The sequence below is a fragment of the Bacterioplanes sanyensis genome, assembly GCF_014652515.1.
Lineage (GTDB): Bacteria > Pseudomonadota > Gammaproteobacteria > Pseudomonadales > Oceanobacteraceae > Bacterioplanes > Bacterioplanes sanyensis.
This window is the reverse complement of record NZ_BMYY01000002.1, coordinates 204845-227366: the sequence shown is the minus strand read 5'-3', so window position 1 is coordinate 227366 and position 22522 is coordinate 204845. Positions and strand designations below refer to the sequence as shown.

The window sequence follows — 22522 nt, the reverse complement described above, 5'->3', positions numbered from 1 at the left end:
CCTCCTGGTTAAAAAGAAGCCCACCGCTAAAGTCGATGGGCTAATGCGAATTAAATCGCCAATCCAGGAGCCAATTTTTCTGGCAGCTGGATTTTTTCTGCTTCCACGGACGCTACCGGGTAAGCGCAGTAGTCCGCGGCATAATAAGCGCTGGCGCGGTGGTTACCGCTTTCGCCAATACCGCCAAACGGTGCGGCACTGGATGCACCGGTAATCGGTTTATTCCAGTTAACAATGCCAGCACGAATATCACGGAAGAACTGGTCATATTGCTGACGGCTATCACTCAAAAGGCCGGCCGATAAACCAAAGCGCGTGTTATTGCCCTGATCAATGGCTTCGACTAAATCGTTATAGCGAATAACCTGCAACAACGGCCCGAAGTATTCTTCATCTGGCAACTCGGCAATGGCACTGACATCGATAATGCCTGGCGTCACAAAGCCCAGCTCGGCATCTTTTTGAGTCAGCTCCAATAAGGTTTCACCACCCAGCGACTGCAAACGCTGTTGCGCTGCCACCATGCCTTGTGCCGCCTTGGCAGAAATCATGGCGCCCATAAAGTTATCCGCCAGTGGGTCACCAACCTGAATATTGCGAGCGGCACTGATCAGCTGCTGTAACAGGGCATCGCCTTCGCTGCCTTTAGGAATAAACAAACGACGAGCACAGGTGCAGCGCTGACCTGACGTAACAAACGCCGACTGAATAATATCGTGCACAGCAGCGCGTTGATCACTGATTTCACCGACGATCAATGGGTTGTTACCGCCCATTTCCAACGCCAAAATTTTGCCCGGGTGACCGGCGAATTGCTCATGTAATAATTTGCCAGTGGTGGAGCTGCCAGTGAAGAACAAACCGTCGATTTGCGGGTGTGACGCCAGCGCTTTGCCGGTCTCGACTTCGCCTTGCACCAGGTTTAATACGCCATCGGGCAAGCCAGCTTGCTGCCACAATTTGACGGTGTATTCCGCCACTTTTGGCGTCAGCTCAGAGGGCTTAAACACCACGCAGTTACCCGCCAACAATGCAGGAACAATATGGCCATTGGGCAGGTGACCTGGGAAGTTATAGGGGCCAAATACCGCCACCACGCCGTGTGGTTTGTGGCGAATAAAAGCACGCGCCCCTGGCATCGGATTTTCAGTGGTACCCGTGCGTTCTTCATAAGCACGCACCGAAATATCGATTTTGCCCATCATGGCGGTCACTTCGGTGCGCGACTCCCATAATGGCTTGCCAGTTTCTTCACAAATAACCGCTGCCAGAGTTTCTTGGTGCTCGCTTAATTGCTGCTTAAACGCCTGCATTAATTCCAAGCGTTGCTCAAAACTCAAGCCAGACCAGTAGGCAAAAGCTTCACGAGCAGCACTGATGGCAGCATCCACGTCTGCCTGGCTGGCACTCGTGCCTTGCCAAATGGTTTGTCCAGTCGCTGGGTTTAGCGACGCCATGGCAGAGCCTTGGCCGCTGCTCCAGCTACCGTTAATAAATTGTGTCGGAGTCATGCAGACATCCTCCCCATATCGAGAAAACGCACGGCATCGCCGTTGTTTATTTTTAAATGTGGTTGTACCGATTGCGGCAAAATCAAGCATTGATCCTGCGCATTAAAATCGGCGTGCTCGCAAATTAAAGCGCGAAAATCCGTTAAACCTGTGTTGCTGACCATAACGCTGGTTTGGCCTTGGCACTCAGGCACAAATTCCACCCGCGCTAACTGGCTGTCGCGCACACTTTTAATGCTGCTAAGCGGTGCTTCTACCGTGGGGCCGGCATCGAATAAATCAATGTAGCCGCGGTGGTTAAAGCCTTCGTTTTTCAGCATGCGCAGCGCCGGCTCAGTATTGCTGTGCACCTGGCCAATAACGGCCTGGGCTTCTTCGCTGAGCAGGTTGCTGTAAATCGGATGACGCGGCATTAACTCAGGTACAAAAGCTTTATTACCCGAGCCCACCATGCGGCTGGCAGTTGAGAAGTCGAGCTTAACAAAGTGCTGCTCTAACCAGCTCCAAAATGGAGACACACCTTGCTCGTCCGCCACGCCTAACATTTGCGCAATGACAAAATCTGAAAAGCGCTGCGGGTGCTGCGCCATTAATAAAAAACGCACCTTCGACAACAACCGACCGGCCATGCCGCGGCGGTGGTTGGCGAGCAAGTACAGGCTGCACAACTCACTGCAGCCCATATAGTTGTTGCACACCGTCAAGGTGGTGACGATGCTTTGGATACCCAATTGCGCCGACTGGTGCACCGACTTGCCCACATGGTAGTGGTAGAGCGGCGTTTTTTGCCCCACCGCCGCTTCGATGGCGGTGGTGCCGACGACTTCGCCGCTGTCGGTGTCTTCCAACACCAGCAGGTAGCCTTCGTCACCCGGTGCGGTGACGTCAGCTGCCAAACTGCGCTGGGTGCGCTCGATCTTGCCCTCTAACAGCTCAGGCTCATCCACTAACGAGGTAAAACCTGGGCCTGATTCAATGGCAATATGGCGCAGCGATTGGTAATCCGACGCTTGTATCGGGCGTACGACCAGCATGAAGCCTCCCCGGGCTTAGCCCGCCACCTTGGCGACGGCACGCTCAAAGCGCTGCAGGCCTTCGTCGATGTCTTGCTCTGGGATCACCAGCGACGGTGCAAAACGCACCACGTCAGCACCAGCAACCAGCACCATCAGGTTTTCCGCCAGTGACGCTTGCAAGAAGTCGCGCGCACGGCCTTTGTATTGCTCATTCAAAGCCGCACCGATCAGCAAGCCCTGGCCGCGAACTTCGCTGAACACAGAGTACTTTTCGTTGATGGCGTTAAGACCATCGACGTAGCGCTGATGACGCGTTTTAACGCCTTCTAGCACCTCAGGCTGATTCACGGTATCCAGCGCTGCTTCCGCCACCGCGCACGCTAACGGGTTACCGCCGTAAGTCGAACCGTGGGTACCGATTTTCAGGTGATCGCCAATGGCTTTGGTGGTCAACATGGCACCAATTGGGAAGCCACCGCCCAGCGCTTTGGCTGTGCTTAAGATGTCTGGTGTAACGCCCAGGCCCATGTAGGCATACAGGTGACCCGTACGACCAACGCCGGTTTGCACTTCGTCAAAAATCAGCAGCGCATTGTGCTGGTCACACAGCTCACGTACGCCTTGAGCAAATTCTTGCGTCGGCGGAATGATGCCGCCCTCGCCTTGCAGTGGCTCCATCATCACCGCACAGGTGTTGTCAGAAATCAGCTCACGCAGGCTATCTAGGTTGTTGTACTCGGCGTGCACAATGTCGCCCGGCTTAGGACCAAAGCCGTCGGAGTAGGCCGCTTGGCCGCCCACGGTTACGGTAAAGAAGGTGCGACCGTGAAAGCCTTTATGGAAAGAAATGATTTGGCTTTTGTGCTCGCCGTAGTTATCCAACGCCCAGCGACGCGCCAGCTTCAGGGCCGCTTCGTTGGCTTCTGCGCCCGAGTTGGCGTAGTAAACCTGATCGGCAAAGGTGGCGTCGGTCAGTTTTTTCGCCAGGCGTAAAGCTGGCTCGTTGGTCATAACATTGGCCAAATGCCAGATCTTTTCGCTCTGTTCCTGCAGGGCTTTCACCAGTGCTGGATGACAGTGCCCCAGGCAGTTCACCGCGATGCCACCGGCAAAGTCGATGTATTCCTGGCCTTGTTGGTCCCAGACGCGTGAGCCTTCACCACGTACCGGAATCACTTTTGCCGGCGCGTAGTTTGGCACCATGACCTGATCAAAAAGTTCGCGTGTTACCTGCACAGCCCTATCCTCTTCAGCAAAAAGGTTGATACTAAATCAGCCAGTGGTCAGACGGAAACACCACTGGCTTATACATTCTTCTATTCTGGCCAGCTGTAACGCCAAACTGTAGCGACATTTATGGCGGATTAGTGTACAAATACGCGCAATCTGACGAAGCACAAAGACAATATGACCATACACAACCTGTCTCCGGCCGATCAGCGCCTGCTCGCCTTGCTGCGTGACGATGCCCGCGCCAGTGTCTCAGAGCTGGCACGCAAGCTGTCTTTATCGCGTTCCACGGTGCAGAGCCGACTGAAAAAACTGGAAGAAAGCGGCGTCATCAGTGGCTATCGGGTCGAGTTGGGTGAGCAATTTCGCGCTCAGCAGGTCGAAGCCCACGTATTGATCAAGCTGGTACAAAAGCTGACCCACAGCACTGAGCGTGCGCTGCAGCAAATTCCTAACATCGTGCAGTTATTGTCGGTCAGTGGCGAATACGACCTGATTGCCATGGTCGAAGCCGACTCCCTGCAACAACTCAGCAACTTATTAGACGACATTGGCGCCCTGTCGGGCGTTGAACGCACCACTTCCTCGGTGGTGCTGGAAGCCCGTTTCCGCCGTTGACCCAGACTGGACTCTGATATGACAGACTTGCAAATAGACCCTGACTTTTTAGCACTTAGCCGCCACCATCCTGAGCAATTAACCACCGGCACGTTCCATCTCAGCAATGGCACGCGTGTCAGTGTCATCGCACCAGGCATCATTCAGTTTGAGCCTGAACAGCCGGCCAGCGCTGACATTGTGTTGTCCTGTGGCGTGCACGGCAACGAAACAGCGCCCATCGAAATTTGCGATGCCCTGGTGCAGCGCCTCCTCAAAGGCGAGCAACAGGTCAGCCAGCGAGTGTTGTTTATTTTCGGCAACCTGGAAGCCATGAACATCGGTGAGCGCTTTGTCGAAGAAAACATGAACCGCTTGTTCAGCGGCGAGCATTCGCGCGGCCCAGGCTTAGTGAACACCGAGCGCCAGCGCGCCCAACAGCTGGAGCAAGCCGTCGCCGACTTTTTTGCCAAAGGTTCAGGCCAGCGTCATCACTACGATTTGCACACCGCCATCAAACCCTCGCAGCACGAGAAGTTTGCTGTTTACCCGTATCGGGCCAACGGCGATTACAGCCCCGAATGGCTGCGCTTTTTGGCCGCCTGCGAGGTACATGCGGTGCTGCTCTCCAATGCGCCGACCACCACCTTTAGCTATTTTTCTGCCGATCAATTCGATGCCATCGCCTTTACCGTCGAGCTGGGCAAGGTGCGCCCATTTGGTGAAAACGATATGACTCGCTTTGCCGCTGCAGACAAAGCCATCAACCAATTGGTGAGTGAACCGCAGCCACAATGGCCAGAGTACCGAGCAGAAGATTTCAGTATTTATCGGGTCAATCAGGTGATTCTGCGTCAGCAGGAGGATTTCAGCCTCGGCTTTGGCGATGACGTGCCCAACTTTACTGCCTTTAAAGAAGGCGAGGTATTGGCGCAAGAAAGCGGCGCCACGTATACGGCACAACAAGATGGCGAGGCGATTGTCTTCCCCAATGCCAAGGTGGCACTGGGGCAACGCGCCTTACTGACCTTGGTACCGGCTCAGTTGTGAGCCGGCCCAGACTGCAGCATTTGCTGCACTTGAGACAGCAGTGACTGATAATCGCTGCTGCCCCAACTGGCGTAGTTAAGGTTTTTCAACAGGCCGGTGAGGCGAGTGTAGAAGTCACGCACCGAGGCCTTGTCGTCGGCATCGCCGTCAGCCGCTGGTTGGTGCTCCACCACGGCTTCGATCAACCCTAACAGCGCCTGCTGACGTTCCATTGGCACGGAGACATCCACGTCATCAAAGGCGTCTTGCTGCAAGTACACCATATCTAACAGCTGTGCTTTTTGGCTGATGATAAAGTCGTCGCGGGTGACGCCCTCTTCGCCAGTCACCTGCATCATGCGATTAATTTCTTCGCCCTTTTCCAGCAAGGACTGCAACTGCGCCACTCGCTCGGTCCAGTGCGGATCTAGGTTGTCATCAAACCAGGGCTTGAGTTGCTGCAAGTAGCGCGACCAGGACAGCAAAGGGTCCACCGCCGGATAAAAGCGCTTGTAAGCACGTTCGGCGGACAAGCCCAAAAAGGTTTTCACCGTGCCTAAGGTCGATTGCGTGACCGGCTCTTCAAAGTTACCGCCCGCCGGCGACACCGTGCCGATCATGGTAAAGGTGCCAGTGGTTTGCTGATCGTCGTAGCGTTGCAAGACGCCAGCGCGCTCGTAAACATTTTTGATGGCAGAGTCGAGATAAGCCGGAAAGGCCTCCTCGCCTGGGATTTCCTCCAACCGGCCAGAAGTTTCACGCATCGCCTGTGCCCAGCGCGAGGTAGAGTCGGCGATCAATAACACGTCGTAGCCCATGCTCTGGTAATACTCGGCCAGGGTAATGCCCATATAAATCGAGGCCTCACGGGCTGCCACTGGCATTGACGAGGTGTTGCACAAAATAATGGTGCGATCCATCAAGGTGCCGCCGGTTTTCGGGTCCGGCATATTGGGAAACTCCTGAATGGTTTCCACCACTTCACCTGCACGCTCACCACAGGCCACCACGATGACAATATCGACATCCGAGTAGCGAGCAATCAAGCCTTGCAGCACGGTTTTACCGGCGCCAAACGGCCCAGGAATACAGCCGGTGCCGCCTTTAGCGATGGGAAAAAACGTGTCGATCAAACGCATGGTGGTCGATAACGGCACACTTGGGTATTGCCGCTCGGCCTGGCCTTGAGCCAGCAAGGCGCGGCTAATCGGTTGGCGAATCGGCCAGCGCTGGCGCATATGGATCTGCCGCTGTTGCTGGCCATTAGAGACCTGAGCTACGCTGTCGACCACAGTAAAGCTGCCTTCCATAATCCAGTCGATGGTCCAATCGCTGTTGAGATCAAACGGCACCATGATGCTGTGACGAAAACGCCCCTCGGCCACACTGCCGATCACGTCACCCGCCCGCACCCGGTCGCCTTCTTTGCGACACGGTTTAAACGGCCACAGCTTTTCTTCATCTAGGGCCGGCAAATCGACGCCCCGCGGTAAAAAGGTGCCGTGCTGCACGGCCAACAGCTCCAATGGGTTTTGCAAGCCGTCATAGACCATACCCAACAGGCCCGGGCCCAAATCGGCCGACAGCATATCGGCACTTTGCACCACCGGATCACCGACGCCGACGCCGCCGGTGCTTTCGTACACCTGAGCATCAGCGCGGCGACCATTAACCCGTAGCACTTCCGCTTTTAACCACTCCTGACGATCACCGGCCAAGCGGGTTGGCAAAATGTAGACCACTTCGTTTTTCATCAATGGCCGATATTGCTCATCGACGGCCATGGCTTCGATGGTGACTAGGTCATCTTGCACCGCCACCACGCGGGCACTGGCGTTGTCATTCATGTTCATGGGCTGTATTTCCTGCGCTCTTGAGAGTGGAGCGGATTAACTGATTAAAACGTTGCCGGGCAATGTCACCATCGCGGCGATTCCAGCGCTCGACCAAGTGCCATTTCATCACATACAGCACTACCGCCATAAAGCCAAACTCCTGCTCCGGTTGATGACGGTGCAGAGTTTGCCAAGCCTGACGCATGATCAGCTGCTCCAGCTTTAACGTGTGTTGTTGGCGCATCAGCGCCAGCGCTTCGCTCAGCCAAGGAAACGCCTGACTGAGGTGAAAATCATCCTCGTGCCAATGACGCACAATCACATCGCGATAGCGGCTCACCGCCCAATCGCCTTGCGGTGGCTGCGATGGCTCACGCAAGCGATAGCGCAGCGCCCCCACCAAGGTGCGTAAATCGAGCTTTTCATGAATCAGCTCGCGCACATCGGCATCTTCGATATACAGCATGTGCTGGCGAATGCGCTGTACTACCTCGCTGTGTGGCATGGCTGCCGGCCAGGTGTCCCAATGCAACACCTGCTCAACCCGCTGTAACTGCTCACGGTGATGATCCGTAAGCATGAGCAAACGCTGATTGAGCTTGATGCGTGATAACGGCGTTTGCTGCTCATCAAACAGCACATCGTGACGCGGCAGGCTGCTGATTAAAGCGACGTAGGGGTCGGTGGCTAACATCAGCGAATTACACCGTCCAACATGGCCTGAAAGCGTGGCTGCAAATAGGACAGCAGCAGCTCAGCAATGGCTTTGTCGGAAATATCGATTTGCACCTGGCCTTGCTCGCTGGCAACCCGAAAGCCACCTTCGGCCACCCGCCCGCCTTTGCTTAGCGGGCGAAATTGAATGCCGTCCTTTAACACTTCTTCGCGCAGCGCAAACGCCAGCTCGGCCAGCGGCCCTTCGGTGGCCTTACCTGGGTCCTGACGAATTTCCTGCACATTGAGCAGTGCGTCTGGCACCAGCACGGTCAGTGACTGCTCAGACTTCAGGGGCGCTGGCGCGGCGATGGCAATGACGGCTTCACGAATCAGGTTTTGCAGCAACTCAGGTTGTTGCATGGCGTCGTGCACCTGATGCTCAAAAGTCTCAGATAAGCGCATCAATAGGCGATTTTTCATATCCAGCACCAGATCGCGAAACGCCACTTGCAAGGCATCCTCCGCCGCCTGGCGCTCTGTGGCCATGGTGCGACGCGCCTGTTCGAGTAACTGCTCCGCCTGTTGCTGAGCTTTGCTACGAATGGCCTCGGCTTCGGCCTCGGCTTTAGCAATAATATCGTCTGCTTGACGCTGACCGGCTTCTAAACCGTCGCTTTGCAAACGCTGAACCAGAGCATCAATGCCAGATGAAATGACTTCTGGGTCGTGTGAACTCATGCACCACCTCCCAAGCCACCGGACAGCACCAAGGCAAAGATAAAGACGAACACCCCAAAGCCTTCAACAATGGCTGCTGGAGCGATGGTTAAAGCAAAAATTTCTGGTTTTTCTTTCGACGCATTGATGGCCGAAGCGCAGGCACGGCCTTGCCATAGCCCTGTCATCAACAGAGCGAGGCCTGCCAACACACCGATGCCAAACAAGCCGCCAGAGTTCTCCACCACAACAGGGCGCTGTAAGGTAAACATCAACACAATGCCGTAAATCACAAACGAGGATGGCAACACCGACAGGCCAATAAAACGCCCGTAACCGGAATCAGTTTGCATCATCGCACCAATGGCCGCTTGTCCGGCCAGCGCACAGCCAATCACACTGCCAATTGACCCCAGCGCCACTGGAGCAAAAATGCCCAACCAACCCAGCGCTAATACCCATTCATTCATCTGCTTGCTCCTTAATTTTCCCGCAACCGGAAGGGCTGATAGGCGTAGCCTTCGCCCGGCTCGCCCCAGTTATAAAATTCGATAAAGTTAAGCCGCAGGCCATGCACCACACCGCTCATAATGGCCAACGCCAAGTTAATGCTGTGCCCCAACAAAAAGATCAGCGCCGCACTGACAATGCCGACGCCCGGGCTGGAGGCTGCCGCACCGGCGGCCAAATCATTAAAGGTCAAACCCAGCGAGGCACTGGCTAACCCCAGAGCAAACAAGCGCATGTAGCTCAATACATCACCAAATAATTTGGTGACGTTGGCCAATGCCAATGCGCCCTTGCCCAGTGAGATGGCGCGCTGTTTTAAACCCCCTTGCGAAGGCCAGGCGGCAAACAGCAAAATGGCGGCTGCGGCGACGCCAGCCAGTATCAACATGTGCGTTTGCTGCGCTGGCAACAACCAAGCGCCCAAACCGGCCGCCGTCATAACGACCCAAGCTAGGCGGGTGACCACTTGCGACCATTGTCGCCGCCGCGCCCAAGCTAGGCTTAAGTTGGCAACAATGACATGGCCAACACCGGCAATCACAGAAATCTTCATCATGGCGTCGTAGTTGCTAAGGTCGATCACCTTTAACCCCGCCAGCCAATAGTCTGGTGCCACTTGAGCAATGTCATAGCCCAGGTAGCTGCCGGCAGCGACGCCCCAGCACAAAGCCCCACCCAGCAGCGATACCATCAGCTGTCGCAGGGTGCGTCCAGAATCATTGCGCCCCAGCGAGCGCCAAAACACCCCTAATGCCAGTAACAGCACCAAGCTGTAGCCTGCGTCGGATAAAATCATGGCGAAAAACAGCACAAACGACAGATACAAATGCCCGGACGGGTCCCAGCTGCGATAGGCCGGTAACTGATAAACACTGGCCAGCATGGCACCTGGACGCAGCGCTTTGGCAGGCTGCAGCAAGGTCGGCGGCTGCTCTTCTGGTAGCGGGTCGGCGGCGCTCCAAGCAAAGCCCAACTCGGTGGCCATGGTGTCTAGCTCGGCTAATGCCTCTTCCGGCACCCAGGCACTGAGGGAAAACAGCTGCTGATGCTGCTCGGTTTGCGCCATTACATAGCGATACACGGCTTCGTTGTCGGCGGCGACCAAATGGCGCCGCAGCAGTTCTCGAAAACGCGTTAAGCGCTCACGCTCCAGTTGCAAATCTTCTAGGCGGCTTTCGCTGGCCTCCAGCTCCAGTTCTAACTGTTGCAACGAGCGTGAACCCAAATGCTCTCGTGGTACTGGCAGTAAATCCACCGGCGGCTCGGTGGCGCTGACCACAATCAAATAATAAAAACGACTGCTGCGGCCTGCGATTTGCCAGGGCAGTTCTAACTCATCAAGGGCATCACGCTGGTTGACCGGCAAGCGATAAAACCACAGTCGGAATTTATCCACACTGCTGTCTGGCGGCAGGCGAAAATCGCCCCACGGACGCAAGGCGTTAATGCGCTCACGCAGACTGTCGGCCTCATCGCCGACCTGGCGAATCTGATTGGCATTGTCGAGGACATCGTCCACCAGCTGATTGGCCGCTTCGACCACATTGTGTTGTTGCAGCAAGGTTTTGGGCCAGTGTTGCAACGGCCGACGGGCATTAGCGCTGAGCTGCAAATGCTTCATGGCTTCGTAAGCACGTTTATCGCGTGGGGATAACTGGCGCTCAAAGCCCTGACTGCCATCGCGGCTGATGATGTGCAAACGGCCAAACGCTTGCCAGCTGCGCAGCAGTCGCTGACGCTCAGACAGCGGCCCAGCTAATAAGATTTTACGGAAGCGTGCAATGCTCATAAGGCCGCCTCCTTGCGTTTGTTTTTGGCAATTTTTGAGGTCACGACGGCTTCACGGGCTTTGTCATCCAGATAAATCTGAATGCGGCGAATGTTTTTCTGGCTCTGGGGAATGAGCACCTTGTCGAACAGGTTCATGCGCTGCGTCACCTTGATGAGCGCCGCCTGCAGTGCTGCCAAGACTTGCTGCTCGGCATCGATGCGCAACTGCCACTCAATCGCCTGCTGCAGCCGTTGCTGAACCACATCTACCCAGTGTGGTCGTGACAACATAGAGACCGGCGTTTGCTCAAACAGCACCTCGGCGACGCGCTCTATGGCAACGCCAGCAATGTTTTCACGCTGGTAACGCACTTTCTTGACCGTTAACAATGGCTGCAGATGAATATCCTTGTTGGCCAGCATGGGCACATCATCGGCAATGACATCTCCGATTTGATCCAGTTCCTGCTGCATCTGTTGCAACTGCTGTTCGCTGGCTTTGACCGCCAGCATGAGTTGCTGGCGCTTCATTTCCAGCGACGGTAAAAAGCGCTGATAAGCCGCCAACTGACGGCGTTCTTTCAGCAAGGTGGCCTTAGAAAGCAGCAGCTGTGCCATGCTTAGCTCACTTGTGGGTAATATTTCTGAATCAGTGACTGCTTCATCAGCAGCTGCTCTGGCCGAAAACACTGCGCCATGATTTGCCAGCCCAAATCTAACGCTTGCTCCAGCGTCATGTCCGACTCCAGCGACATAAAGTGCTGCCGAAACTGCTCACCAAAACGCAACAGCTGCTGATCGTAATCGCTGAGTTCAAACGCCATGGCCTGTTTTTGCTGGGCATCGCGAGCGCCGGAATACAAGCGAATCATGGTATTCATGACTTGGCCATGATCCTCACGGGTTTGCTTACCAATCACCTGCTGTTTCAGCCGCGATAGCGAGCCAAACGGGTCCAACTCGCCATCGTGTAAATAAAACTGGCCTTCGGTGATATAGCCGGTGTTGTCCGGTACCGGGTGAGAAACATCATTACCTGGCATGGTGGTCACAGATAAAATCGTGACAGAACCGCCTTTGGCGTAATCACAGGCTTTTTCGTAGCGCCGTGCCAACTGCGAATATAAATCGCCCATATAGCCGCGGTTAGACGGCACCCGCTCATTGGCGATACCGATTTCTTTTAGTGCATCGGCATAGGCCGTCATATCGGTTAACAGCACCAACACGCGCTTGCCTTCTTCCACCGCGAAGCGCTCGGCCACTGCCAGCGCCATATCGGGTACCAGCAAGCGCTCAACGATGGAATCCGAGGCCTGATTAACAAACATCACCGTGCGGGCAAAGGCACCCGAGTCTTCAAAACTTTTGCGGAACGAATAAAAATCATCAAAGCCCAAACCCATGCCGCCAAACACAACAATGTCGGCATCCGCCTGGTTGCCAATGCGCGCTAAAAAAGCGTTATAGGGCTCGCCAGACACTGAAAAAATCGGAATTTTCTGGCTTTCTACCAGACAATTAAATACATCGATCATGGGCACATTGGTGCGAATCATGCGCGATGCCAGCACTCGACGCATCGGATTGACCGTCGGACCACCGATATCGACCTTGCTATCAAACTGCAGCGAAGGGCCGTTATCCGCCGGCTCACCTTTGCCGTTAAAAATACGCCCCAGCACATGGTCGGAAAACGTCACTTGCATGGGGTGGCCCAGAAATGCAACCTCGGCGTCCGTTGCCAGACCTTTGGTGCCGTCGAACACCTGCATAGAAACTTGCTGGTCACGCACATCAATGACCTGTGCCAACCGCACAATATCGCCCTGCCGTACCACGGCTAAATCATTCAGTCGCACCAGCGGTGGCTGCCCTTCAGGTGGTACCGGCACCGTTAAGCGCACCAAGTCGCCAACCAGTTCAGTGATGGAGTGATATGCGGTGTTGGCTGAACCCATGTTCGGTCCTCTGGTCGTAGAAGCTCTGCAGACGTCATCAATAGCATTGCTGATCTGTCAGCGTCATTGCGTTAGGTCAGTCTTTGGAACGGCTTAACGCGTCTGTAAAATAGCTGAGGCGGACAGCACTGCCGCCTTCAGGCACTCATTTTCATACCGGAGGTTTAGCATGAACTCGGCCCTCTCGCTGACGGTTTTTATTGATGGTCGCTGCCCGTTGTGTACCCGTGAAATGCGCTATTTAAAGCAGCTTGATCGACACAACAAGCTGCGCTTGGTAGATATTCATAGCGCAGAACTCAACATAGAGTTCCCCGACATTGATGCCAAACACGCCAACCAAATTCTTACCGCCATTGACGAAAACGGGCGCTACCTTTTTGGGCTAGATGCCACCTACGCTAGCTGGCGCGCAGTGGGCAAAGGACGTTGGATTGCGCCACTGCGCTGGCCGGGCATTCGCTGGTTAGCAGACCTTGGCTATTTATTTTTTGCTCGCCATCGACATCGTATTTCCCGGCTACTCACTGGCCAGTCACGTTGTGACTCCTGTCAATTGTGAATAACAGGCCTTCTCACAGTGTGTGTGGAGGTTTTCCTACAACGTTTGCACTAGTCAGACCAAGTCAGTAATTCCCTTTAGCGCTACGCTGGAGCTCTATCCCGATGGGAGCCTCGAAAAAGGAGCTTGGCTATGCGCTTATTTTCATTAATCAGTTTACTGCTCATGGTCAACTTGGCTTGGTCAGAAACACCAGCCGTTATCCACATCACTGCCGAAAACCGTGACAAAGCCACCCATACCGATGGCACTGGCTTGTACTGGGATATGCTACGCGCCGTGTTCGAGCCACAAGGCATTGAAGTCAAAACTGAAACCGCTCCCTACACCCGCGCTCTGGGCCTAGTACGTTACCGTCAGGCAGATGCCGTCGTGGGTGTTTATCAGCGCGAAGCTGAAGAGCACGGCCTCGTCTTGCCAGAATGGCATCTCGATAGCGATGTCATTTCCGTGGTGTTCCGTAAAGGCCAGTTGCAGTGGCAAGGATGGCAAGCACTCAAAGGGCTGCATGTTGGTAAAGTCCGAGGCTATCGCATTGATGGCGCTGAGGATGAAAGCCTACGTCCGCATCGCTTGCGCCACCAGCAACAATTATTACACCACCTGAAACAAGGCGATCTGGACGTCGTCATCAATGCCCGCAACAGCTTGTGGGGTGAGGTTGAGCAAGGCGAGTTAGACCCACAGCAATGGTCCGTGTTTACCGTTGACGCTCACCCTGTTTATATTACTTTTGCTGATACAGAGCGCGGCAGGCTGCTGGCACAACGCTTTGACCAGGGCATGAGCCAGCTGATTGGCAGCGCGCAACTCAGTGAGCTGTTTGATCACTGGCAGTGGGATACTTTCGAATACGACAGCCGTCACAGCACTTTAGTAGCCGACCGCGACTGAGCTTTCCCCAGCGTGCTGAGCCAGAAGTTCGCATGCTTTCAGCCGGCCATCCAAGTTCTCTGGTGAGGTGTGCCTCGCAAGCCATGGTGATTCCATTGGCAAGAGGCAGAACGAAACCAGAGACTCCCCTCTGCGGGGTTTGCCAACGCAACGACAATCTTACTTGCGACGTTTTGCCAGCTCGGCATGACACTCGGCATCATGGTATTCTTGTGTCTGATTGCATCACCGTGCTTAGAGGTATCCACAGACTTCATGAGTAAAGACTCCGCGCCCATTCGCAGTGGCAGCAAGTTTCAAAGCGAACATGGCTTCAGCGCCATCAAAGACGGCATCAAAGCCCGCAAAGACAGCGAGGAAATGCCCGCCGGTCGCAAGCCCAAATGGCTACGCGCTAAGATCCCAGGCGGGCAACGCTTTGAAGAAGTTAAAGCCAATGTGCGCGAGCATCGCTTAAGCACCGTGTGCGAAGAATCCCACTGCCCGAATATGGGCGAATGTTGGAATAACGGCACTGCCACCATCATGGTGATGGGCTCGGTTTGTACTCGTGCGTGTAAATTCTGTGCCGTCGATACGGGCAACCCCAACGGCTGGTTAGATAAAGACGAACCGGCCAACGTCGCTGAGTCTGTTGAACTGATGGGGCTGCGCTACATCGTATTGACCTCGGTAGATCGTGATGACCTAGACGATGGCGGCGCAGCTCACTACGCCGCCTGCGTGAACGCGATTAAACAGCGCACGCCGAACGTCAAAGTCGAAGCGCTGACTCCGGATTTTGATGGCATCGAAGCACACGTGGCTAAAGTGGTGGACTCAGGTTTGGATGTGTTTGCCCAAAACGTCGAAACCGTTGAGCGCCTCACCCATGTGGTGCGTGACCCGCGTGCTGGCTATGAGCAAACCCTGAATGTGTTGGCCTTTGCCAAACGGCACAACCCAAACGTATTGGTAAAAACCAGTTTGATGGTGGGCATCGGCGAGACCGACGAAGAAATCTATCAAACCATGGACGAGCTCAGAGCCATCGGTGTGGATATTTTGACCTTGGGTCAATATTTACGCCCGACCAAAAACCACCTGCCGGTAGATCGTTACGTCACCCCAGAGCAGTTCAATCATTACCGTGATGTGGGGCTGGAAAAAGGCTTTATGGAAGTCGCCTCCGGTCCTATGGTGCGCTCGAGTTACCGCGCCGACAAAGTGTTTGAACAAAACAACCTAGGCATTGAACTGCCAGAGGTACCCGCAGCACGTATTCCGCTAAAAACCGTCAGTTAAATAATAAAGCGCACGACCTGTGTTCGTGCGCTGTTGTTTTAAACCCCTACTTTCCTGTATTTCCCCGCTAAAACTCAGCCGTTGTCATTATTTCCGGCGGCAAAATTGGAAAAGCCCACTCTGCGCTCCATGACTGAATGTTTGCCAGTTCATCGAACTATTCCAGTTGATCGAATTATGGATGGAGTTTCCAATGACTATTACTCGCACACGCATGTCACTTTTAACGGCATTATTATCCTTGCCTGTTATCAACACGGCACAGGCGAATTGTGTTCCGGAGCCTTACATTGGCTCTGTATGTATGACAGCGGCGACCTTTTGCCCCAGAGGATTTGCCGAAGCAAACGGACAATTATTGGCAATTTCTAGCAACTCAGCACTGTTCTCTCTGCTCGGTACTAACTATGGTGGCGACGGGCGCACCACCTTTGGCCTGCCGGATTTAAGGGGGCGCACACCGGTAGGAATCGGCACCGGCCCAGGTTTGCAAAATATTCGCCAAGGTGCCATGCCCGGCCGGGAGTTCATTACGCTTAATATCCTCAACCTACCTAGCCATACCCACAGCGCTACGGTTTCAAGCCCAGTAACGGTCAATGTGTCCATCCCAGTGGTGCCCAACTCAGGCTCAAACGTAACGACCCCCAGCGACAGCCAGAATTATCTGGCAGCCTCGCCAGGTGGCCCGAATGCCGCAGCCATCTGGGCTGCAAAAAATACCGAAACCGTGGCGCAAGTGGGTGGCGTCAGTGCCAGCGGTGCCGTGACCGGCGCGGTGACGGTTGGCAATACTGGTGGCAGCCAGTCTTTTGAAAGCCGCCCGCCACAGACGGGGATGCGCTATTGCGTTGCTCTAGTAGGCGTCTTCCCACCCCGAGACTAACCCTACACATAACAGAGATCGATAGCCGATCTCTGTACTCCTGACGCCTGCAACGCGCTTAAAACTCTTTTTCGGATGTCATTATGCGACAACTAAAATAGTAAAGTCTGACTACACTCTAACGACCTACGTCAATTGCTGTCGCTAAAAGCTTCAGGAGTCCGTTGCAATGCAGAGTGTGAAATCACCCCTTGCGGTGATCGACCCGCGTTTAACAGATGCAAACATTATTGCTAGCGCCGCCAGCTCAAACGGCCTAGTTCCAGTTTATCTCACTCAAGATGGCGATAGTCTGAAGGGCTTAATCCAGCAGTTACAGGCGCTGGGAGGTACACCGCATCTGCATATTTTTTGCCACGGTGGGCCTGGGCAGTTGCACATGGGCAACAGCAAAATTGATCTAGCCTCGTTAACCGATTTAGCTACACCACTTCAGCAATTAGGTGAGCAGATTCATCATGGTGTTTTGCTGTATGGCTGTGAAGTCGCACGAGGCGGTACTGGTCAGTTATTTATTCAGCAATTATCACAACTCTTACAGCGCCCAGTTGCGGCAGCGAGCGAGATTATCGGACTGTCAGAAAATGGATCGAACTGGCGGTTGGACCATGGGCCCATCGAGTTAACCAGCCAGGCCATTGCCGCTGATCACTATCACCACCCCTTAGCTGCTACCACGCTGACCTTTTCCTCCGACGATGGCAACTGGGACACTGACCATATTGCCGAAGATGGCGAAGGCGGCAGTAGCGATATTGCCGGCATCACGATTCAAATACTGAATATCGACGACTCTAGCGGCACCAAAACCAACAGTATGAACTGGTTTAGCAGCGCTAACCTGGCCAGCAGTGATGGCTTTAGCGGACTGACCGTCGATTACAACTCGTACGTCACCGAATGGGGCGGAATGGCCGTCAAAAGCAGTGACGGTTCGGAGTTTAAGTTTAATGGCTTCGATTTTTACGATTGGGGTAATCAAACCGGCGAAGCCATGAGCATCGTTGCTTACCGTGACGGCGCTATGGTGGCCAGCAGTACTGTCAGTTTTAATGCCAATAGCAACACGTCTCGTGTTAACCAAGATTTATCCGCCAATTCGTATTATCAATATGTAGATGAAGTGCGGATATATTTTAACGATGGCTCAGGCTACGCCTCCATCAACAATATCATCATTGATACTGCAGTTCCGCCGAATAACCCACCCAGCCTAGGAGGCGCACCCGCCGACGATACCGCCACCGAAGACGTCGCCACGGCGGTTGATTTATCCGCCTATAACATTTCCGACGCTGAGCTGGACGACCCCATTACTCTGACGTTAAGCGTTGATCGCGGCACCATCGCAGCACTGGGCGGTAATGGCACCGCCGATGGCGTCACCGTGGCAGGCTCGGGCACCAACAGCATGACACTGGCGGGAGGCGAGGCAGATTTAAATATCTTTCTCGATAATACCAGCAACATCCTGTTTACCTCCGATGCCAACGACACCACCGCCGCCACGCTGACAGTGACGCCGAACGATGGCAATTCCAATGGCACGGCCGATACCGTCACCATTAACATCTCTACAGTTAACGATGCACCAAGCTTGGATGCCGGTCAGTCGCCGGTATTAACCGCCATCGACGAAGACGCCGGTGACGACGATGGCTCTGGTGCCGATGGCGATGACGACAGTGCTAATAACGCCAATAACCCGGGCACCAGTGTGGCCGCCATGGTGGTCGATGGCTCGATTACCGACGTCGATGGCGGCGCGGTGGAAGCCATCGCCGTGACCCAAGTCGATAACACCAACGGCGTATGGCAATACAGCACCGACAACGGCAGCAGTTGGAATAACTTTTCCGGCACAGCCGGCAGCAGTGTCGATCTTACCGCCACCGCACGGCTGCTCGATGGTAGTCTGGGCGGCGGCAGTACTCAGCTAATTCGCTTTGTGCCTGATGCTAACTACAGCGGCACGGCCACCATTACTTTTCACGCCTGGGATAAATCCTCTGGCAGCGCTGGCGGCACCGCCAATGCCTCAACAACTGGCAACGCAACGGCGTTTTCTAACGCCTCAGATACCGCCAGTGTGACCATTAACGCCGTAAATGATGCTCCAGTTTTCACTGGTCTGGATGGCACGCCAAGCTACACCGAAGGCGCGGCGACGGTGCAGTTGGATGCCAATGCCACCATTTCAGATCAGGAGCTAGATGCTTTAAACGGCGGCAACGGTGATTATTCTGGCGCCAGTTTGACCCTGGTGCGTAATGGCGGCACCGATGCGTCGGACTTGTTCAGTGTGCTCACAGGCGGCAACTTGACCGTTGCCGGTGGCCCCAATGGTGGTGGCACCGTTTCGGCTGGTGGTAACGTGATCGCCACCATCGTCAATACCGGCAACGGCCAGTTACAACTGAGCTTTGCCGACAATGGCACTACGCCGACCACGGCGCTGGTAAATGAAGTGCTGCAAGCGATTCGCTACAGCAACAGCAGCAATGACCCAGCTGGCAACGTTCAGCTGGATTACACCTTCAGTGATGGCGCGGCCAACGGCACGGGTTCCATTACGGCGACCCTCACCGATGTCAACGATGCCCCCAGCGTCACCGCCACCGGCGGCAACCCCACCTTTGTTGAAGGCGACGCTGCGCAGGATCTGTTTAACACGGTCAGCACGGATACCGTCGAAACCGGGCAGACCTTCAGCGGGCTGACCCTGACCGTCACCAATGTCGCCGACGGCAGTAGCGAAATCCTGTCATTCGATGGCTCTGATGTGGCTCTGACCAACGGCAACTCGGTCAACACCGCCACCAATGGACTAACGACCAATGTGTCAGTGACTGGCAGTACCGCCACGGTCTCGTTCACGGGTGCCACGCTGTCAGAAGCGCAGCTGCAAACCCTGATCGACGGGCTGACCTACCGTAACAGCTCAGACAACCCCACCACCGCTGGCAATCGTGTCGTCACCATCACCAGTGTTACCGACAGTGGCGGCACGGCCAATGGCGGCAACAACGCGGCCACGCCTAACTTAACCTCCACGGTGTCGCTGACAGGAGTGAATGATGCGCCGGTGGTGAGCAATGTGTATACCGAGACCAGCCAAGTGGTGGCGGGCAATGGTGCCCAGGCGTTGAGTGGCTTTGCCGACGCCGCCGTCGCCAACAGCGACAGTGCCGATTACAACGGCGGCTTTCTCACCCTGGCGCAAACCGCTGGCACCGCCAACGGCAATTGGTTTGTTGACGGCACCACGGTGTCGTCAGGCGGCGATGCCACCGTCAGCGCAGGGGAAACCATTCTGGTATCAGGCACCTCGATTGGTACCGTAGACGTCACCGATGACGGCCAAGGTGGCAATGATGTCACCATAAACTTCGGCGCCAATGCCAGCAGTGCGCGGATACAGACACTACTGCAGAATTTGCTCTACGAGGCACCGTCGGCGTTGGGTAATCGTGATTTCACCCTAACGTTGAACGATGCCGATGGCATCGCTAACGGCGGGGATGCCGACGACAGCGGCAGCTTTACCATCAGCGTGACACCCAATCCGCCGGTGATTGGCAACCTAGACAGCGACAGCGTTAACGCCTCCGAAGGCGGCGGTACTGTGTTACTGGATGCTGGCAGCAACGCCACCCTCACCGATGCCGACTCTGTCGATCTCAATGGCGGCACAATAACCGTGAGTGTTACCAACAATGCCGATGCCGCAAGCGACGTCTTATCGGTGGACACCAGCGGTGTGGTCAGCCTGGCTGGCACCACCGCAGGTTCCAATGTGTCGGTGTCCGGCACCGTGATTGGTACCTTGGCTAATAATATTGCCGCAGGCAATGACTTTGCCGTTAATTTGAGCGCGCTCTCGACCCCAGCCTTGGTGCAGTCGCTGCTGCGGGCTTTAACCTTTGAAGCGACCGGCGAGAACCCAGCAGAGTCCACCCGCACCGTCAACATTACGGTCTCTGATAGCCAGGCCAGCGGTAGCGCGGATGTCAGCGTGGTGGTGACAGCCGTCAACGACGCGCCGCAGTTGGTTGGCTTAATCAACGATGTCAGCTTTACCGAAGACACCGCCGCCAACCTGGATTTATCCGCCGCGACCCTGTCGGATGTCGACACCACAGGGAGCGTTACCCTGACCTTAACCGCCAGCGCCGGCACGCTATCGGCCACCAGCGGTGGTGGCGTGACCATCGGCGGCAGTGCCTCTGCGGCACTCACCTTGACCGGCACCATCGCCGATATCGACTCTTATTTAGGCGGCGCCAACATCACCCATACACCGGGCGAAAACCTGGCCGGCAACGATGCCGCTACCGTGAGCTTGAGCGTGAACGACGGCGGTACCAACACCGCCTTGGGCAGCGTGAACATCGACATTACACCGGTCAATGATGCCCCTACCGCCGCCGATGATACGGTCGATATCAGCTACAACGGTACCCATACCTTTACCGCCGCCGACTTTGGTTTTAGCGACGTTGACCTTGGCGATACTTTGCAATCCGTGCGCATCGATACCGTGCCAGCCGCTGGCATACTGACACTCAACGGCATGGACGTTAACAATGGTGATGTCGTCAGCGTCGCGGACATCAACGCTACCTTGTTGCAGTTTTCACCCACCAGTGGAGAAAGCGGTGCGGCCTACGCCACGCTGGCCTTTAGCGTGAATGACGGCACTGTGTTTGCCGCAGCGAGCAATACCCTGACCTTTGATGTCGCCGCAGCGCCACCACCGCCATCCCCCAACCCAACACCGACCACACCGCCCACTACAGTGATCGACGGCACGCCAGTGCAACAGCAAACAGAGACGGAAAACGGTCAAAGCGTTAGCAAGGTCACCATATCTCCGGTACCAAGCAACCGTCAGGACACAGATAACAGCAGCAATCTGGCCGATATTCCGCTGCATTTTGATGGCGACAACCAGCCGGTAACCACGCTGCGCTTACCCGGGGGCATTGGCGCCAGTGCCCGCGCTAATGAAACCGCCATCGACCAAACCTCGTTCCGCGACGGCTTGTATTTGCTGCGCGACTCCGCGCCGGCCTCGGATTGGTTCTCGATGATCAATGGCATGGATCAATGGCTCAATGGCATTGGTGCGGGTTGGCTCAACCAAGTGACCTTTACCAGCAATGGCAGCGAAGCGCCGTCCGAGCCGATCAAAGTCAGCGGCGTCGAGGGTGATAAAACCGAGGTTATGATATTGGATGCCAGTCAGCTGCCCGCAGGTACCGTGCTCGACCTGGATAACATCGAGTTCGCCATTATTGTTGGCGATGTCGCCGTGCGCGGCGGCGCCGGCAGCAACATCGTGTTTGCTGGTAGCGGTAACCAAAACATCGTACTCGGCGCCGATGATGATGAACTACATGGCGGCGATGGCGACGACACCATCGGCTCCGAAGGCGGCGATGATAAGCTGTTCGGCGATGATGGTAACGATACCCTATTTGGTGGCAGCGGCAGCGATACCCTGCACGGCGGCCAAGACAACGACACCATACTGATCAGCGGCAAACGCGATGATTTTTTGGTGGAGCGCGATAATGCCGTCACTCGTATTAGTCACCTCAACAACCCCGACGATACCGATACCCTGATCAACGTTGAAACGCTGCGCTTTAACGATCAAGACCTGTTAATTACCTACGACCAAGACCACGACTGGTTGGCGGCACTGTATATGCAACTGTTAGGGCGTCAGGCGGATGTGGAAGGGTTCCAATACTGGGCCAACCTAATCGATCAAGGTGCCAGTATCGGTGATATCGTTAATGGCTTTTTGCACTCACAGGAGTTTGTTGAGCGCTGGGAGATCAACCCCGGTACGTTAAATAGCGATGAAACCCTAGAGCTGTACTACAACACCTTGTTAGGCCGTGATTCTGATCAGGCCGGTTTTGCTGGCTGGCAGCAATATCTGCAAGCCGGTGCAACCGAGGACGACGTTCTCTACGGCTTTGTTATGTCGCCAGAAATGCAGCAGCACTACCAAACCAGCGAGCAGTGGGATTTTCTAATCTGATCACGCTT

17 protein-coding genes are annotated in these 22522 nt (G+C 55.1%); 7 read left to right on the top strand and 10 right to left on the bottom strand.

Features of this window, described 5'->3' with window-relative positions; all coding sequences use genetic code 11:
* Positions 1-50 precede the first annotated feature (50 nt).
* The 3 genes from astD to IE090_RS04030 are packed head-to-tail and all read right to left on the bottom strand — an operon-like array spanning position 51 to position 3763.
* Positions 51-1511, bottom strand: coding sequence for a succinylglutamate-semialdehyde dehydrogenase (gene astD / locus IE090_RS04040; protein ID WP_189387066.1), 1461 nt, complete (start codon positions 1509-1511; stop codon positions 51-53).
* Entirely contained in the window at positions 1508-2545 is a 1038-nt protein-coding gene (gene astA / locus IE090_RS04035; RefSeq protein ID WP_189387065.1) for an arginine N-succinyltransferase, read from the bottom strand. The genes astD and astA overlap by 4 nt, the downstream gene beginning before the upstream one ends.
* A gap of 15 nt (positions 2546-2560) precedes the next feature.
* Entirely contained in the window at positions 2561-3763 is a 1203-nt protein-coding gene (locus IE090_RS04030) for an aspartate aminotransferase family protein (RefSeq protein ID WP_189387064.1), read from the bottom strand.
* A 171-nt stretch (positions 3764-3934) separates the two neighbouring features.
* On the opposite strand from IE090_RS04030, the gene IE090_RS04025 reads away from it, so the two are divergent.
* Both IE090_RS04025 and astE read left to right on the top strand, forming a co-directional pair.
* A complete protein-coding gene (locus IE090_RS04025; RefSeq protein WP_189387063.1) occupies positions 3935-4375 on the top strand; it encodes an Lrp/AsnC family transcriptional regulator in 441 nt (146 codons plus the stop codon).
* 18 nt (positions 4376-4393) lie between these two features.
* Positions 4394-5404 (top strand): succinylglutamate desuccinylase, encoded by a 1011-nt coding sequence (gene astE / locus IE090_RS04020; RefSeq protein ID WP_189387062.1) that lies wholly within the window; start codon positions 4394-4396, stop codon positions 5402-5404.
* Here astE and IE090_RS04015 read toward each other — a convergent pair.
* From IE090_RS04015 to IE090_RS03985, 7 genes are read right to left on the bottom strand one after another with little or no spacing between them, the layout of a single operon-like run.
* Positions 5395-7236, bottom strand: coding sequence for a V-type ATP synthase subunit A (locus tag IE090_RS04015; RefSeq protein WP_229815458.1), 1842 nt, complete (start codon positions 7234-7236; stop codon positions 5395-5397). The genes astE and IE090_RS04015 overlap by 10 nt on opposite strands.
* Positions 7223-7912, bottom strand: a complete 690-nt coding sequence (locus tag IE090_RS04010) for a DUF2764 family protein (protein WP_189387061.1) — start codon at positions 7910-7912, stop codon at positions 7223-7225. The genes IE090_RS04015 and IE090_RS04010 overlap by 14 nt, the downstream gene beginning before the upstream one ends.
* Positions 7912-8613, bottom strand: coding sequence for a hypothetical protein (locus tag IE090_RS04005; RefSeq protein WP_189387060.1), 702 nt, complete (start codon positions 8611-8613; stop codon positions 7912-7914). Before IE090_RS04005 ends, IE090_RS04010 begins: the two co-directional genes overlap by 1 nt.
* On the bottom strand, positions 8610-9062 hold the full coding sequence (locus IE090_RS04000) for an ATP synthase subunit C (RefSeq protein ID WP_189387059.1): 453 nt from the start codon (positions 9060-9062) through the stop codon (positions 8610-8612). The genes IE090_RS04005 and IE090_RS04000 overlap by 4 nt, the downstream gene beginning before the upstream one ends.
* Before the next feature lie 11 nt (positions 9063-9073).
* On the bottom strand, positions 9074-10891 hold the full coding sequence (locus IE090_RS03995; protein WP_189387058.1) for a V-type ATP synthase subunit I: 1818 nt from the start codon (positions 10889-10891) through the stop codon (positions 9074-9076).
* The gene (locus IE090_RS03990) at positions 10888-11490 is read right to left on the bottom strand and encodes a V-type ATP synthase subunit D (RefSeq protein ID WP_189387057.1); all 603 of its coding nucleotides are present in this window, start codon (positions 11488-11490) and stop codon (positions 10888-10890) included. Before IE090_RS03990 ends, IE090_RS03995 begins: the two co-directional genes overlap by 4 nt.
* A gap of 2 nt (positions 11491-11492) precedes the next feature.
* A complete protein-coding gene (locus IE090_RS03985; RefSeq protein WP_189387056.1) occupies positions 11493-12833 on the bottom strand; it encodes a V-type ATP synthase subunit B in 1341 nt (446 codons plus the stop codon).
* A 169-nt stretch (positions 12834-13002) separates the two neighbouring features.
* Between IE090_RS03985 and IE090_RS03980 the strand changes: the two genes are divergently transcribed.
* The 5 genes from IE090_RS03980 to IE090_RS03960 all read left to right on the top strand — a co-directional run bounded on the left by IE090_RS03980 (position 13003) and on the right by IE090_RS03960 (position 22514).
* Complete coding sequence (locus IE090_RS03980; protein ID WP_189387055.1) at positions 13003-13395, top strand: thiol-disulfide oxidoreductase DCC family protein; 393 nt, start codon at positions 13003-13005, stop codon at positions 13393-13395.
* A gap of 132 nt (positions 13396-13527) precedes the next feature.
* A complete protein-coding gene (locus tag IE090_RS03975; protein WP_189387054.1) occupies positions 13528-14289 on the top strand; it encodes a substrate-binding periplasmic protein in 762 nt (253 codons plus the stop codon).
* Between the two features lie 255 nt (positions 14290-14544).
* Positions 14545-15573 carry a lipoyl synthase gene (gene lipA, locus IE090_RS03970; RefSeq protein WP_189387053.1) on the top strand — a complete coding sequence of 343 codons (1029 nt, stop codon included), beginning with the start codon at positions 14545-14547 and terminating at the stop codon, positions 15571-15573.
* Between the two features lie 193 nt (positions 15574-15766).
* Positions 15767-16459 carry a phage tail protein gene (locus tag IE090_RS03965; RefSeq protein ID WP_229815457.1) on the top strand — a complete coding sequence of 231 codons (693 nt, stop codon included), beginning with the start codon at positions 15767-15769 and terminating at the stop codon, positions 16457-16459.
* A 169-nt stretch (positions 16460-16628) separates the two neighbouring features.
* Entirely contained in the window at positions 16629-22514 is a 5886-nt protein-coding gene (locus tag IE090_RS03960; RefSeq protein ID WP_189387052.1) for a DUF4347 domain-containing protein, read from the top strand.
* The last annotated feature ends 8 nt before the right edge of the window (positions 22515-22522 follow it).

Coding starts and splice junctions, on each gene's coding strand:
- astD (WP_189387066.1), bottom strand. CDS start 1,511: ATGACTCCGACACAATTTATTAACGGTAGCTGGAGCAGCGGCCAAGGC.
- astA (WP_189387065.1), bottom strand. CDS start 2,545: ATGCTGGTCGTACGCCCGATACAAGCGTCGGATTACCAATCGCTGCGC.
- IE090_RS04025 (WP_189387063.1), top strand. CDS start 3,935: ATGACCATACACAACCTGTCTCCGGCCGATCAGCGCCTGCTCGCCTTG.
- astE (WP_189387062.1), top strand. CDS start 4,394: ATGACAGACTTGCAAATAGACCCTGACTTTTTAGCACTTAGCCGCCAC.
- IE090_RS04015 (WP_229815458.1), bottom strand. CDS start 7,236: ATGAACATGAATGACAACGCCAGTGCCCGCGTGGTGGCGGTGCAAGAT.
- IE090_RS04010 (WP_189387061.1), bottom strand. CDS start 7,912: ATGTTAGCCACCGACCCCTACGTCGCTTTAATCAGCAGCCTGCCGCGT.
- IE090_RS04005 (WP_189387060.1), bottom strand. CDS start 8,613: ATGAGTTCACACGACCCAGAAGTCATTTCATCTGGCATTGATGCTCTG.
- IE090_RS04000 (WP_189387059.1), bottom strand. CDS start 9,062: ATGAATGAATGGGTATTAGCGCTGGGTTGGTTGGGCATTTTTGCTCCA.
- IE090_RS03995 (WP_189387058.1), bottom strand. CDS start 10,891: ATGAGCATTGCACGCTTCCGTAAAATCTTATTAGCTGGGCCGCTGTCT.
- IE090_RS03990 (WP_189387057.1), bottom strand. CDS start 11,490: ATGGCACAGCTGCTGCTTTCTAAGGCCACCTTGCTGAAAGAACGCCGT.
- IE090_RS03985 (WP_189387056.1), bottom strand. CDS start 12,833: ATGGGTTCAGCCAACACCGCATATCACTCCATCACTGAACTGGTTGGC.
- IE090_RS03980 (WP_189387055.1), top strand. CDS start 13,003: ATGAACTCGGCCCTCTCGCTGACGGTTTTTATTGATGGTCGCTGCCCG.
- IE090_RS03975 (WP_189387054.1), top strand. CDS start 13,528: ATGCGCTTATTTTCATTAATCAGTTTACTGCTCATGGTCAACTTGGCT.
- lipA (WP_189387053.1), top strand. CDS start 14,545: ATGAGTAAAGACTCCGCGCCCATTCGCAGTGGCAGCAAGTTTCAAAGC.
- IE090_RS03965 (WP_229815457.1), top strand. CDS start 15,767: ATGACTATTACTCGCACACGCATGTCACTTTTAACGGCATTATTATCC.
- IE090_RS03960 (WP_189387052.1), top strand. CDS start 16,629: ATGCAGAGTGTGAAATCACCCCTTGCGGTGATCGACCCGCGTTTAACA.